Annotated in this window: 12 protein-coding genes; 4 read left to right on the top strand and 8 right to left on the bottom strand. The window is 67.1% G+C overall.

Going from position 1 to position 13,234, the window contains the following annotated elements; all coding sequences use genetic code 11:
• Positions 1 to 107: 107 nt before the first annotated feature.
• The 8 genes from FB563_RS12655 to FB563_RS42890 all read right to left on the bottom strand — a co-directional run bounded on the left by FB563_RS12655 (position 108) and on the right by FB563_RS42890 (position 7,615).
• Complete coding sequence (locus FB563_RS12655; RefSeq protein ID WP_055704521.1) at positions 108 to 848, bottom strand: TylF/MycF/NovP-related O-methyltransferase; 741 nt, start codon at positions 846 to 848, stop codon at positions 108 to 110.
• Positions 845 to 1,813 (bottom strand): LLM class flavin-dependent oxidoreductase, encoded by a 969-nt coding sequence (locus FB563_RS12660; protein WP_055704522.1) that lies wholly within the window; start codon positions 1,811 to 1,813, stop codon positions 845 to 847. Before FB563_RS12660 ends, FB563_RS12655 begins: the two co-directional genes overlap by 4 nt.
• The gene (locus FB563_RS12665) at positions 1,810 to 2,898 is read right to left on the bottom strand and encodes a protein kinase family protein (RefSeq protein ID WP_055704523.1); all 1,089 of its coding nucleotides are present in this window, start codon (positions 2,896 to 2,898) and stop codon (positions 1,810 to 1,812) included. Before FB563_RS12665 ends, FB563_RS12660 begins: the two co-directional genes overlap by 4 nt.
• 17 nt (positions 2,899 to 2,915) lie before the next feature.
• On the bottom strand, positions 2,916 to 3,977 hold the full coding sequence (gene trpS, locus FB563_RS12670) for a tryptophan--tRNA ligase (protein WP_055704524.1): 1,062 nt from the start codon (positions 3,975 to 3,977) through the stop codon (positions 2,916 to 2,918).
• On the bottom strand, positions 3,974 to 5,737 hold the full coding sequence (locus FB563_RS12675; RefSeq protein WP_159045442.1) for an aminotransferase class I/II-fold pyridoxal phosphate-dependent enzyme: 1,764 nt from the start codon (positions 5,735 to 5,737) through the stop codon (positions 3,974 to 3,976). Before FB563_RS12675 ends, trpS begins: the two co-directional genes overlap by 4 nt.
• A gap of 275 nt (positions 5,738 to 6,012) precedes the next feature.
• Positions 6,013 to 6,870, bottom strand: a complete 858-nt coding sequence (locus FB563_RS12680; protein ID WP_055704526.1) for a hypothetical protein — start codon at positions 6,868 to 6,870, stop codon at positions 6,013 to 6,015.
• A complete protein-coding gene (locus tag FB563_RS12685) occupies positions 6,855 to 7,475 on the bottom strand; it encodes an HAD-IA family hydrolase (protein WP_055704527.1) in 621 nt (206 codons plus the stop codon). Before FB563_RS12685 ends, FB563_RS12680 begins: the two co-directional genes overlap by 16 nt.
• On the bottom strand, positions 7,472 to 7,615 hold the full coding sequence (locus FB563_RS42890; RefSeq protein ID WP_159045444.1) for a hypothetical protein: 144 nt from the start codon (positions 7,613 to 7,615) through the stop codon (positions 7,472 to 7,474). The genes FB563_RS12685 and FB563_RS42890 overlap by 4 nt, the downstream gene beginning before the upstream one ends.
• Positions 7,616 to 7,931: 316 nt before the next feature.
• On the opposite strand from FB563_RS42890, the gene FB563_RS12690 reads away from it, so the two are divergent.
• The 4 genes from FB563_RS12690 to FB563_RS12705 all read left to right on the top strand — a co-directional run bounded on the left by FB563_RS12690 (position 7,932) and on the right by FB563_RS12705 (position 12,760).
• Positions 7,932 to 9,161, top strand: a complete 1,230-nt coding sequence (locus tag FB563_RS12690; protein ID WP_199832732.1) for a transcriptional regulator — start codon at positions 7,932 to 7,934, stop codon at positions 9,159 to 9,161.
• 10 nt (positions 9,162 to 9,171) lie between these two features.
• Positions 9,172 to 9,663: an NUDIX domain-containing protein gene (locus FB563_RS12695; RefSeq protein WP_079048563.1), complete on the top strand. Its 492-nt coding sequence runs from the start codon at positions 9,172 to 9,174 to the stop codon at positions 9,661 to 9,663.
• Between the two features lie 62 nt (positions 9,664 to 9,725).
• Positions 9,726 to 11,837: a hypothetical protein gene (locus FB563_RS12700; protein WP_055704529.1), complete on the top strand. Its 2,112-nt coding sequence runs from the start codon at positions 9,726 to 9,728 to the stop codon at positions 11,835 to 11,837.
• A 194-nt stretch (positions 11,838 to 12,031) separates the two neighbouring features.
• A complete protein-coding gene (locus FB563_RS12705; RefSeq protein WP_142218652.1) occupies positions 12,032 to 12,760 on the top strand; it encodes a hypothetical protein in 729 nt (242 codons plus the stop codon).
• The last annotated feature ends 474 nt before the right edge of the window (positions 12,761 to 13,234 follow it).

Here is a 13,234-nt window from a genome sequence, read left to right on the forward strand (position 1 = left end):
GGGGTGACGGAAGCTGTTCGACGGTCGTCATCGCGCTTGATCGGGCGGACGCGTCAACGAGCTGGTCGATTTGCGGGTACAACGCGTGAGTTCTCGGGGTTATCGACCTACTCGGACGTGCCCATAGCTTCCGTGGCAGCCGGCCTCTCGGGAAGCGGCTGGTTCGGCGCGACTGCTGCGGACGGGGAGAAGTGCATGAGATGCCCGGTGTGAGCGGGCTGCTCCAACCGTGTGCCCGGGTGGGAAGCCAGGTACTCACGGAACGCCTGGGTCTCGCCGGGGAAGACCCCGTAGTTGTCCACGATCACGACGCCGCCCGGGGACACGAGGGGAACGAGTTCGGTGAGGCAGGTGACGGCTGGCTCGTAGAGGTCGGTGTCGATCACGAGCAGTGAGATGGCGAGCTCGGGGTGGTTGGCGACGTACTGCGGAACCGTCTCGCACACGTCGCCAGGGACCAGGACCGTGTTCGCTTCGAGCCCGCGCCCCCGTTGCCCCAGGGTCTCAAGCAGCTGGTCTGCTCCGATGCAGTTGAGGCCGGCGACCTGCTGGATGTGGTCGACGATACGCTGGTCGGATTCGGCGCTGGTGTGGGGGAATTCCCCGAACGTGTCGAAACCAATGAGGGGTCGGGTGTGCTCGGACTCCAGCAGGTGCCGCAGCATCGCCCACATGGTGAAGGATCCCCCGCGGAAGACACCGCACTCGACGATCGCGCCAGGGACCGTGCGGATCCGCTGGTAGAGGTCGTAAAGCGCGAGTATCTTGCCGATGCGGCTGGGGCCACAGGTCAGGAGGAAGTCCTCTTCGTGCTGGAATGCTGTGGCCGGATCGGGAAGGTCGATCATGCTGTTCCATACCTTTCTTCCTGAGTGAGTGGCTTAGCGGTGGTAGCGGCTCCGGCCCGGCGCGCTGCGGACGTGAGCAGGTCGATCTGCTCGTCGTCGAACAGACCGAAGGGCATGCCGAGGGCGCACACGACGTGGTCGACCCCGAGGCTTTCCCATGCGGTGAGCCGGCTGTGTACCTCGTCAGGAGTGCCGATCAGTCCCCGTTTGCGCCACGCGTCGAAGCTGAGCCCGTCGAGGTGACCGCCAGGTACCCAACGGCGCAGCCTGGTCCACCGCTGGTGGAGATCGTCTTCGTCCGTTCCGATGACGGTGGTGAGCCCGACGGAGCGCAGGATCGGGGCGGCTTCCCTTGCCGACGGCTGCGCCGCGTTGAGCCGAGCGAGACGCTGCCAGTAGCCGGCAGGGGTGGGGTCCCAGGCCAGGTTCCAACCATCCGCGATGCGTGCGGCGACGCTCAGAATGCCGCTGCGTTTGCCCCCGACCCAAACCGGCGGTGCCATAGGACCCAGCTCGGTGCGGATCAGGGCAGCAGTCCGTTCCACGTCGGCGAGCCGGTCGGCGGCTGCGGAGAACCGACGACCTGCCGCTGCGAACTCCGCGGCGTTCCAGCCGGCGCCGAGGCCGATGTCGAGGCGTTCTCCGGCGAGATCGGCAACCGTTGCGATCTGGTGGACGAGGAGTGCGGGTTCCCGCAGCGATGCGGGGGTGACCAGAGATCCGAGCCGGATGTGACGGGTGGTCGCGGCGATCGCCGCCAAGAGAGTCCAGCAGTCCGGGGAGCGGCGACGGTCCTGGGGGGCGACGTCCAGCCAGAGATGGTCGGACACCCAGAGCTGGTGCAGTCCGGCCTGCTCCGCTTTTTGGGCGTAGGCGAGTGCCCTGCGCGTCCGGTGTGCTCCGGTGACGCTTGGGTTGGGGAAGAAGCCGTCGTAATGGGGCAGTGCCAGGCCGATCGTGATCACCCCAGGCTCCCCTCGGTCTGCTGCGGGTGGGTGAAGGCTTCCAGCAGCGGGTGCGGACGGTCTGAGTACGCGGAGTCGAGGATCCGGGCCGCCTCGCCCAGGAGTGGAGCGAACAGGTGGTGCCTTCCCTCCACGATGACCTTGGGTATTTCCCGGAGCAGGAGCATCGCGGTGTGAACAGCGAGCGCACTGAAGTCCTCTTCGAGTTCGGCGGGCCGACTCATCCGCCGGAAGGCGCGCACCGCGGGGGCGGTCCACCTGGAGAGAACGGCCGGGGGTGTGCTGCGGTAACTGAGCGCGAGTGCGGACCGTGTAGGCGTGATACCGCCGTGCGTGCTGGCCAGGAGGCTCTCGACGTACCACCAGCCGACGAGGTGGCTTGTCATCATGCGCCAGTCCTGATGGTGGCCGGACCACTCCCAGTCCACCAGGTGCCACTGCTCCGCATGGTCGAGCAGGATGTTGCGGGGTTGTGGGTCTCCGTGGCAGGCGACGCGAATAGTGGGTGGTCGCAGAGCTGCCAGCCGATGCAGCATCCGGTCCAGAGATCCGTGGTCCGTGCCGTTGACGATGATGTGGTGCTGGCCGTCGATCGGTATTCGCAGGTGGTGCGCGGCGTGGTGTAAGCCGTGGCGGCCACGTTCCAGTCGCAGTGTGTGTTTTCTGGTGGCCAGCGCAGGCTCGAAGCCGGTCCGTGCGGACTGCTGCCATACCTGGCAGAGTGCCTCGGTCACCTCGGTCCATACCGCGGCTGCCTGGGTGGTGGGCCCGGGACGGAGAGCGGCGTCTGCCAGGGTGGTTACCGAGGGACAGCGAGTGATCAGGGTGTCGCTGCCGTGGTGGTGGCCGGCGAAGAGGACCTCGGGAAGCCTGGCGCCGAAGTAGGGGGCGATGGTGTCCCGGGCGCGGGCCTGCTGGGTGGCGGGCACTCGCGGGTTGCGGGCGGTCTTGACGGCCACGAGCGTGCCGTCGGGGCGTTGGACGATGCGGACGAGGGCTCCCGAGGAGCCGGTGCGGACGATACGGACGGTGTGGGCGGTGCGGGAGCTTAAGGACCGCTCCCGCACCGACGTGCCAGAAGGCATGGGTCTCCCGGTGTCCTTCAGGGTGCTGTGTCTTCCCTGCTCTTGCGGGCTCGCTCGGCCTTGCGGCGCAGCTGGTTGTAGGCGGCGGTCAGGCCCATCGCCTTGCGGGCTTCAAAGACCACCTGCTGCACTTCGCGGCGGGTGCGTTCGGTGCCTTCGACGATGATCTCGTCGACGAGGCCGCTCTGCTCCTCGTAGCGTGCGCGGCGCTCCCGCATCGGGTCGAGGAAGCGGTTGATGGCGGCAGCCAGCTTGTCCTTGACCTCGACGTCGCCGACCTTGCCCGCTCGATAGCGTTCCTTGAGGTCGGCGACCTCCGCGGCGTTGTCGTTGAAGACGTCGTGGTAGATGAAGACGGGGTTGCCTTCCACCGTGCCGGGAATGTCGGCACGGATCCGGTTGGGGTCGGTGTACATGCCGGCGACCCGCTTGCGGACATCCTCGGCGCTGTCGGAGAGGTAGATGACGTTGCCGATGGACTTGCTCATCTTGCCCTGGCCGTCGGTGCCCACCAGGGTGGGCACCTCGCTCTCGACGAGTTCGGGGACGGGGAAGGTCTCCCCGTAGAGGTAGTTGAACCGGCGGGCGATCTCCCGGGTGACCTCCACGTGGGCGTGGTTGTCCTTACCGACGGGAACGACGTGCGCCTTGACGCAGAGGATGTCGGCGGCCTGGAGCACCGGGTAGCCGAGCAGGCCGTACGGCATCTCTTCCTTGCCCGCGTCCCGAGCCATGTCCTTCAGGCTGGGCACGCGCTCCAGACGCGGCACGGTCACCAGGTTCTGGAACAGGGCGTTGAGCTCGGTGACCTCAGGGATGGCCGATTGCAGGTAGAAGGTCGCCCGGGTCGGGTCGATGCCGGCCGCGAGAGAGTCCAGGACCATGTCCCGGGCATTGGTGGAGACCTGGGCGATGTCCTCCCGGGTGTTCTTCGTGGTGAGCATGTGCAGGTCGGCGATGATCAGGAAGGTCTCGTACTTGTGCTGGAGCTGCACCCGGTTGGCGATGCTGCCCACGTAGTGGCCGAGGTGCAGCTTTCCGGTGGGTCGGTCTCCAGTGAGCATGCGCTGGTCTGTCATGGAACTGATGGCCCTTCAAAGATCTTGTCGTGCAACGACGGTCGATGAGATGAGATCCCATTCTCGCCGGTCGTGCCCTGCTGAAGCGCCTCGATAAGTGGTTCGACGAAGGGCACGTCGATCAGATGGAGCTGTATCCAGCCGGGCATCGACCACCGCCGGCCGTCTCGGAACGGCGTCCCACTGGATCGCAGGCGCCTGGTGACCGATGCGTGGCGCGTGCCGAGATCCATCAGGAGGAAGTTCGCCTCGGTGTGTACGTATGTGACGCCGAGGTTCTGGAGGGTTGCCGTGAGCCGTGCCCGGGCTTCGTGGCTGGCCTGTACGGTCCGCTGACGGGACTGGTCGTCCCTCAGCGCGCTGTGCGCCGCGGCGATCGCCAGCGAGTCCATCGTGTAGGGGAGCCGCTGGGAGCGCAGTCGGCTCGCCAAGGGAGGCGCTGCGAGTGCGTAACCGACTCGGGCACCGAGCACGCAATGAGCCTTGGACATCGACCCGAACAGCACGGCGCGCGGATACCGGCTGAGCAGCAGCGAGGCTGGTTCGATGGACGTGCGGATGAAGTCCGCGTAGACGAGGTCGAGGAGTACGGCGGCGTCATCAGGCAGAGTCTCGAAGAGGCGGTCGAGCAGCTCGGTGACCTGGCCGACGGCTCCGGAGACGGAGTGCGGGACGTCGATGACGCACAGTGCCGTGTCGCGGTCGGCCAGACGGACCAAGGCCGCGGCGTCATGAGTGAAGGTGCACGGGTCCCACGCAGCAGCCGCGTACCGCAGGCGGTGGCGCTCGGCGAGCTCCTGGTACAGCTCGAACGTCGGCTCTGTTGCGACCACCTTTCCACCGGGGCGGGCTTGGATACGGAAAAGCCAGTCCATGACCTCCGTGGAGCCGTGGCCCACCACCACCTGGTCAGGGTGTACTCCGGAGCGTTCCGCGATGGCAGCCTCCAGGTCGGTGGCGTCGCGGGGTGGCGGGCGGTGCAGTCCGCCTGCGGCCTGCCTGACGGCGGGTCCCACCTGCGAGGAGGTGCCTGCGCGCAGGGGCGCCGTGGTGGCGGCGCGGAGCCCGGCGACGACGCCGGTCAGGTGCTCCGCCTTGCAGTCCCCGCAGCTCCGACCTGACAGGCAGCCGTCCAGCGCCCGCTGGGCGGTCTCCGGTGGACACAGCAGCTCGATCATGGCGAACGCCGAGCATCGCGTCGCGTCCCCACCCAGGGAACGCTGCTCTTCGACGCTCGCCCGACCACCGGTCCGTGAGCGCAGGAACTTACGCCGGACTGTCACATCGTCGTCGTCCACGAAGACCACGGAGGATGGCTCGCGGACACTGCCCCGCTCGCCTTCCCGTCGCAGACTGGGGAAGAGCCGGCGGTAGAGCAACTCCGGAACCTTGGCGTCGACAGCCCGTGCGGCTCGGGGCAGCAGGGCCGAGTGCGGTGCCTGCATGGCGTCGACCAGGGCGACGCCTCCCTCTTCCATGCCCGCCGGGGTGTAGAGAAAGAAGCTGATCATGGCTTCCAGGTCGGTCAGTGCGCTCGCTGGTGTACTGCTGTCCCAGCCGTAGAGGCGGCGCATCCTGTCCAGCCGCAGCCCGGACAGCGCCTGGTGCTGCCACCGTCGTAGCTCGGGGCCGTACTCGATGAGCTGATCGGGCACCGAGGCTCCTGCGTAGTGGCAGACCGCGGTGCGGAAGCCATCGACGATGGAGGTGGAATCGTCCGAGGCGTCGAACAGTAGAAGGTGCGCACCGCTCTCGGCCATCTGAGCTGCTGTACGTGCCAGTCCGAGGTGGCCTAGGTGCAGGCGCCGGCCGGCGAACCCTACGCGGATCGGAGAGGCGGCCGAGCGGCGGGTCGGTTGTGAGGCACCTAGCGTCTGGGTCGCCCAGACTTCGCCGGGGAGCATCGGCTTTCCCGTCTCCTGCGCCCGGTCATCGGAGCCGACGACCGGCCGGAGGCCGAACTGCCGTGAGCGGTGCTCTTCGCGCGCGGCTGTCTGCCGGTTGGATGCCGCGTGCCACGCCGCCAGGGTCAAGATCACGGTGCGCCTCCCCCCTCGGCGATGCCGTGGAGGAACTCCAAGGCGGAGTGCTGTTCGTGTGGAGTTGCGTGAGCGTCCGTTTTGCCGAAGTACACGTCCGGGAAGCCAGGGTCCGCTTCGTGGCACACGGCTCCGAAGGCCCAGAACCGGGCCGTGCAGCGGGCGCGTTCCCGGTCGGCGTCATCGACTGGTGTGCGCCCGGTGTACACCCAGTCCCCGTGGGTGCCCGCGGGTGCGATGTACCCATCAGCCTGGAGTGATTCGAGGTACGTGTGGCGCTGGTGCCCCCACACGCGGGTCATCAGCGGGGGGTTACGCAGGAGCCTGGCCAGGTAGCCCGCGGCGTCCGGATAGAGGTCGAGGAACGCCAGATGGGCGTGGGCGAGCAGCTGGTCCGCGTTCCAGGCCGTGTCCGGCTGCCCCAGGGCGAGCAATTCAGCAAGGGGCGCCAGGAACCGGGCGGTGTGCTGCGAAAGCAACAGGTCACGCTCGGGCCGGTCGGTCACGAAGGGGCCAAAGAGCTTCAGCGTGAAGTATCCGCCGAACTGACGCCTCAGTCCGTCGTCTGCCAGATCTCCGTGCGACAGCACGTAGATCGTCACGGGTGTCGCACCCCACGAGGCACTTCGCCTGTGCGGAGCACTACCGAGGCTGCCGTCATGGAGGAGAAACGCATCGAGGTCGCTGCCCTCGCGCCCCTGACCGAGCGGCAGGCTGCCGTAGAAGACCCACTGCCGGCCCTCGCGGGGGATGTCGGCCACGACAGGTTCCAGCAGGGCGATGAGATCGGGGATCCGGTCGACGAAGTCCTGGCTGATCACCTCTTCCACCGGACCGGTCAGCATCCCAGCCACGCGTCCACCTCCTCCGACCACCGGCCGTCGACGTCGGCCAGCAGGCTCCTGACACCAAGCGACCTGGCGGCAGCGACGTTCGCCGGCTTGTCGTCCACGTAGAGGGTTCGGGCCAGGTCAGTGCTGCCGAGCACTCGGTCGTAGACCGCTCGATCCGGCTTGACCAATCCCGTGAGGCTGGAGATCCACACGTCCGAGAAATGGCCGGCCAGGGCGAGCGCCTCCAGCCTCGGGACGAGCCACTCGTGCCGGTGGTTCGAGACCAGGATCAGGCGGGCCTGCCGTCCCCAGGACGGCAGCCGGCGGACCACAGGCATGGCCCGCATGGACTGGTCGAGGACCGTACGCCACTCTGCCGGAGCGCGCTCCAACCCGCAGGTCGCGGCCAGGGAGGTCCAGAAAGACGTCTCATCCATGCGGCCGGCCCACAGGTCATCGCGGAACCGCTGCCTGAAGAGCTGGGCGACCACAGTGGGGCTCAGACCACTGGAAGACGCGACGGCGCGGAACAACGGCTCCATGGGTTCACCCAGCACGACTCCGCAGGCGTCCAGCAGCAGTATCCGGTCCGGGGCTTCGCAGTGCAGCCGCGGTTGGCTCCTCACAGCGTCCTCCCGGCCAGATCGCCACCGCTGCCATCGCCGGGAACGGCCGGCATGGCTGCAACCAATACGTCACCCATTGAGTGGGTAGCGATCGCGGACGGCCCCATCAACAAGGGGATGCACGTCGGCAGATAGCGCATGATGAGGCTCCATCAGTAGATCGGTGATCCGTGCGTAACCGGACTCTCCGGCTGAAGTGACCGTGCTGGCGCTACGGCCGTTCTCTGCGGGTTCGGTGACAGACTGGAACTGCGCACCCTCTACACCTCCGTTCCGCGGGCCGTGCCCTCCTCCCGTTTGAGAAGCAGAGCCGAAGGTCAAAGCGAGCCGACACAAGGGAGTTGATGACGTTGCCCTGCGGCCTTCTCGGTCTCCTGCGACAGTAGGCGGGGAGTCCCGCGGCACCCCGGAAAATCCTTCCGGGGCCCCTTTCGGCCACGAGGTGATGCTCAGGACATGCGAGGAATCACAGAGCATCTGACCACCGGGGAGCGCGTCGCCTGGTACCGGCGCCGACGCGGCCTTTCTCAAGAGGTCCTGGCCGGCCTTGTCGGACGCACCACGGACTGGCTGAGCAAAGCGGAGAACAACCGGATCGAGCTCGACCGCCTCTCGGTGATCACTTCACTTGCCGAAGCCCTCGACGTGTCCCTCGGAGACCTGCTCGCCGAACCGACCCTCATGGAGTGGTCCAACGACAGCGGCCGGCATACAGTCCCGGCCTTGCGAAACGCCCTCATGGACTACAGGCAGCTCACGCCTTTGTTGGGAACCTCACCCGACGAGGAACCACCTGCTCTGGAGCGCTTGCGGGCCGACGTGAAGGAAGTCCTCGATGCCTACCAAGTCTCCCGGTACGGCTTCGCCACTCGACGGCTTCCATTTGTCCTGGCCGATGCCCTTGCCGCCTCCCGCGCGTACTCAGGGCGCGAACGGGAGGAGGCTCATGCCGAGCTCGCCCTGGCCTACCACGGTGCGGCAATGGTGCTGGGTAAGGTCGGCGAGTCGGAACTGGCGTGGATCGCCGCCGACCGTGGATTGGCAGCCGCGCAACAGAGCGGCCAGAACTCGGTGACGGGCTCGCTCTTCCGGGCGGTCACGCACTGTCTGATGGCTACCGGCCGCTTCACCGCGGCGATCCAGATGGTGAACGATGCGGCAGCCGTCATGCAGCCGGATCTGGGCACCGCAAACGACGAGTACCTTTCCGTCTACGGCACGCTCTTCCTCGCCGGCGCTATGGCGGCCGCCCGAGCGGAGGACCGGGCAACCACACAGACCTTCCTTCGGGAGGCCGACGAAGCCGCGCAGCGGCTGGGCACCGACGCCAACCACCTATGGACGGCCTTCGGACCGACCAATGTGGCCATCCACTGCGTCGCCACCGCCAGAGAGCTCGGTGACATCCAGATAGCCGTGGACCTCGGACAACGCATCGACACCAGTGGCTTGCCTGTCGAACGGCGTGTGAGGCACAGCCTGGAAGTCGCCCGCGCACTCAGCGCCTGGAACCGGACCGACGAAGCCCTGGCCAGGTTGCTGGACGCCGAACGAGCCGCTCCCGAACAGGTACGCCACCACTACCTGAGTCGGGAACTGGTCATCGGCTGGATCCGCGGCACCCGTGGCCGCCCGTCCCAACCCGTGGCGGACCTGGCACGCAGACTCGGCGTCGTGGGTGGCTAGAGTCCATCCCGTGAGCGAAAACGAGCACGAAGCGAAGATGGCCCACCCGCGCATGGCAGCAGGCGCACTCTTCTTCGACGACGCCGACCGAATCCTGCTCATCGAACCCTCGTACAAGGACTATCGCGATATCCCCGGCGGATACGTCGAGCACGGGGAGTCGCCCCTGCAAGCCTGCGTGCGCGAAGTCCACGAGGAGCTAGGCATCAAGCCCCCCATCGGTCGCCTGCTCGTCGTGGACTGGGCACCGAACCCGGGAGAGGGCGACAAGGTCCTCTATCTCTTCGACGGGGGCCGCCTCAGTGCAGGCCAACGCCAGCAGATCGCGCTGCAAGCCGACGAGCTCCGCGGCTTCGGCTTTCACCACGCCGAAGAGCTGCCCGAGATCACCATCCCCCGCCTCGTACGCCGAATCACTGCCGGCATCCAGGCCCGCGCGAGCGGCTTGACCGCCTACTTGGAACACGGGATGTCGCCAGGAGCAGGGGCGGAACGCCGCTGAACATGGAGTTCAAGAGGGCGAAACAGGGTTAGCGCCTTCCCGGTGCTGCCAGGATCGTCTGCATGGATCGAAGGGACTATCTCGGCCAGTCAATGATGCAGGCCGCTGTGCTGCCGGCGCGCGCCGCCTATCTCATCCGCGTGGGAAGCGACACCGGTTTCCGTCGCGCAGTGCAGGAAGCGAGCACTCGGTGGGGCGGGATGACCGAACCCATCCTTGCCATTCCGGAGAACGGCGAGATCCCCGACGAGCTGCGGCAGACGGTAGCCACCGCGAAGGTCGAAGCTGTCGTCAACGTGGACGTCGACGACGCGCTCGCCCAGCGCGCGGCTGCCGCCCTGAGCCTGACCTGCATCCCGATCGCCCAGATCGACCATGCTGGCGCCGCGATGTTCACCTGCCATCCGCTGCACGTCAACCCCCCTGTGCAGCCATCCACCCTGCCGGTCGTCGCTGTGGAGGGAGCGCCGCTGTGGCAAGTGGCTGCTGCTGGCCTCCTCAGCGAGGACCAGGCGGATGAGCTGCGACACACCGCTCTCGCCGTGCGCTCGGGCCTGCCCGACGAGTACGGCCGGACGCAGCTGTACGGAGCCACCCATCTGCAGAGCACGATCGCGCAGTTCGGCGAGCACCGCAGCAACGCCTTCGGATCGCTGCCCGCAGCCGTGTGGGTCACCGCGCCCGACGACGTCGAGGACTGCCTAGCGTTCTGGAACGCCCGCGCGCTCCGGCCGGCCAGCCGCGCCGGGATGCCTATGCTGCTGCTACCTACCGGACAGGTCCAGCACTGGCTGGGCCTCGCCCAGCAGCTGACCGGTATGCTCAGCCGACCTGCGGAATTCGCCCCCGATGTGATGCTGCTCAGCAGAAACGTCCCCCAAGAGCAATTGCACGAGATCGCCAAGGTCCTGGAGCTGCAGCACACGGAGGAAGAGGTCAGGGCCGGCACAGAGTTCCCCACTCCCGCGCTTCGGCAGGCTCCCTTCACCTACCGGACCGACCTAGATCCACGCCAGTGGCTGCTGCGGGAGCGCGAGTACGGATTGTCGACCTCGTTCGACGCACACGTGTTCGCCGGAGATGCGAGCACACTTCGGTTCACCTCGCCCGTGCACTTCCACACCCAAGGCAGCTGGGCGCTGATCCGGGCATGGGGTAGCCCGTTCGACGGCCTCCCACGGCGCAACTGCGTCGCGACGCTGGTCGAGAAGGCCGCGGAGTGGCGCGGCGACAGCATTCAGCTGCGCTCTCACGCACAGAACGAGTACATCTTTTCGATCACCGTGCCCACGCTCGCGCAGGCCGCCGAAGCAGTGTTGGCGGAGGCGAGCACCCGCCACACCCTGTCTGACAAGGGCAAGCTCGGGGTCGCGTTGCAAGCACAGGCCGAGATCGCCGCTCTGCTCGAACCAGGGGTGTACGAAGCGGTGATCGCCCTCACGACTCCCCGGTCCAAGGAACTCCTCAAGGAGCTGCGGAAGATCAAAGCGGAAGGATCGGACGACTTCGCACAGTTGGTCGAGCTGGCATCAATGTGGGGTGGCCGTGCCGAGCGTCGCTACCGCCCCACCACGAAGTTGGAGCTGCCGCCGAAGCGAGCCTCCGAGGCGGCTGAGCGCCTGTGCGCGCTCGGCTGGGCCGAACGCGGGGTGGAAACAAACTGTGTCCAGTGCGGCGTCCGCACCTTCCACCCCTTCGAGCAGACCCAACGCCGACCGGTGTGCCCAGGCTGCTCCGCCCCTTCCCGCTACGAGACCACTGCGGACGGGCTATCCGTCTTCTACCGGCTGGACAGCTTCGTGGACCGCGCCAGCGACCAGGGCCTCCTCCCCCACCTGCTCGTCATCGCCGCACTGACAGAGAGGGAGCCGAACTCGTACTTCCTGCCCGGCGTCAACCTGTGGTTCTCCGACCAGACACGCGGCGAGGCCGATGTCTTCGGCCTCTACGGCGGGCGCGTGCTGTCCGGCGAGGTCAAGACGTCCGCGTCCCAGTTCACGACCGAACAGCTCACCCACGACATCGCCCTAAGCGCCCGCCTCGGTGTCGATATCCACCTCCTCGCCGCCGTCGACACCGTCCTCCGGGCCACCCGCGAGCAGGCCGCCGAGCTCTGCTCCGACGCCGGGCTGGAGCTCCTCGTCCTCGACAAGAGCAAGCTCCGGCGTTCCTGACGCCGGCTCGACCCGGGCGCACTCCCTTCGACGTGCTCAGGATCGGATCGGCATGCCGTCTGAGATCAATTCCGGTCAGTTGTCTTTCTTGATCAGTTATCTCAAGACATACGGAAGCGCAGGACGGTCAAAGCAACGGGACTGCGGACCTTCTGTCTCACACTGGGCCCGCGAGCAATAGACCGGAGGCCACCGTGGGCAAACTGACGGAGGAGCAGCGGCAGCAGCGGGCCCGAGCGGGAGCCCGCAGAAAAGCACTGCAGGCTGAGGAGGACGACCGGCGCCAGGAGGAAAAGCGCGAGCAGTGGCAACGGGAAGGCATGTACCTGAGCCGTGAGGAGCTGATAGCGGGGCATCCCTGCCGTGGCTGCGGCGAGCCGATTCTCGACGGCCTCGGCGACCGGCCACCGCTGTTGCGGATGACGTCTGAAGAACGGGCCGAGTACGACGCGGAGGAGGCCCGATACAAGGAGCGGCATGGCGAGTGTCGAGCCCATCGCTGGACGGTGAGTGGGTCCCGCACCCAGCATTGTGGCCACTGCTGCCCACCTCCTCCCATGGGTGAGGAACAGGCGAGGGCCATCGCAAAGATCCTTTTCGGCCATAAGACCGACAAGCGGGATTTGAACGACTGGGACCTCACACTCACTTGTGACCACACCGTTCGCCGCACCCAACACCGCGACCACCAGCACTACTCGACATCCGTTGTGCAATGCCCGACCTGCGGGGAGCGGCGAGGCGTGATCGAGGCCGCGCTCGTCGGGCCCACGGAGGACTCCGACGGCAAGGTCCAGCAGGAGCGCTTGGCTACCGAGCTTCGGGCAGCTAAGGCGAAACTGGAGCGTCAGCGCAAGGCCGCGATCAAGACGGAGCAGCGGATCGCCGACATCGCCAAGGAGCTCGGAGGCACTCAAGGGTAGATCCGGCGGTGGCCCGAAGGGGACGAGTAGATTCCCGAGTCCCAGCAACACCAGGTTCTCCGCGACGTCCTGCTCTACCGGAACGATGCGGCATCGACATTCATCTGGGCGACGGAGTAGCAAGGGCGGGGGCCCCGAGCCAGGCTGCGGCCAACAAGGACGGGCGGATATCCGATCTCAGGCAGTATGAGGCCGACCGCGTACGCTGGGTGCATTCTCGATTGCGGACGCGATCGCGGCGTTCGCATCCTTCCGGGCAACGCGTTGACGGAGACGAGTAGCCAGGGACCACGCGAGCAGAGAGAGCCGCCGGCAGCTGGGAAGGCGGTCTCGCGCCCCGAGGCGAAGACCCTCCCGAGCGCGGGGAGGAACGGCCTCTCTTATGGCCCAATGCCCCGCCGGCTGGCCCCCGTCACCGGGCCAGAACGAGGCCGCCACCTGGTGGCGGTGAAAGTGCGGTGGTACCGCGAGTTG

The organism is Streptomyces puniciscabiei (assembly GCF_006715785.1).
Taxonomy (GTDB): Bacteria; Actinomycetota; Actinomycetes; order Streptomycetales; family Streptomycetaceae; genus Streptomyces; species Streptomyces puniciscabiei.

Excerpts from the sequence above, each read along its gene's own strand:
- FB563_RS12655 (WP_055704521.1), bottom strand. The coding sequence starts at position 848 with ATGATCGACCTTCCCGATCCGGCCACAGCATTCCAGCACGAAGAGGAC.
- FB563_RS12665 (WP_055704523.1), bottom strand. The coding sequence starts at position 2,898 with ATGCCTTCTGGCACGTCGGTGCGGGAGCGGTCCTTAAGCTCCCGCACC.
- trpS (WP_055704524.1), bottom strand. The coding sequence starts at position 3,977 with ATGACAGACCAGCGCATGCTCACTGGAGACCGACCCACCGGAAAGCTG.
- FB563_RS12675 (WP_159045442.1), bottom strand. The coding sequence starts at position 5,737 with ATGGCCGAGAGCGGTGCGCACCTTCTACTGTTCGACGCCTCGGACGAT.
- FB563_RS42890 (WP_159045444.1), bottom strand. The coding sequence starts at position 7,615 with ATGCGCTATCTGCCGACGTGCATCCCCTTGTTGATGGGGCCGTCCGCG.
- FB563_RS12690 (WP_199832732.1), top strand. The coding sequence starts at position 7,932 with ATGCGAGGAATCACAGAGCATCTGACCACCGGGGAGCGCGTCGCCTGG.
- FB563_RS12700 (WP_055704529.1), top strand. The coding sequence starts at position 9,726 with ATGGATCGAAGGGACTATCTCGGCCAGTCAATGATGCAGGCCGCTGTG.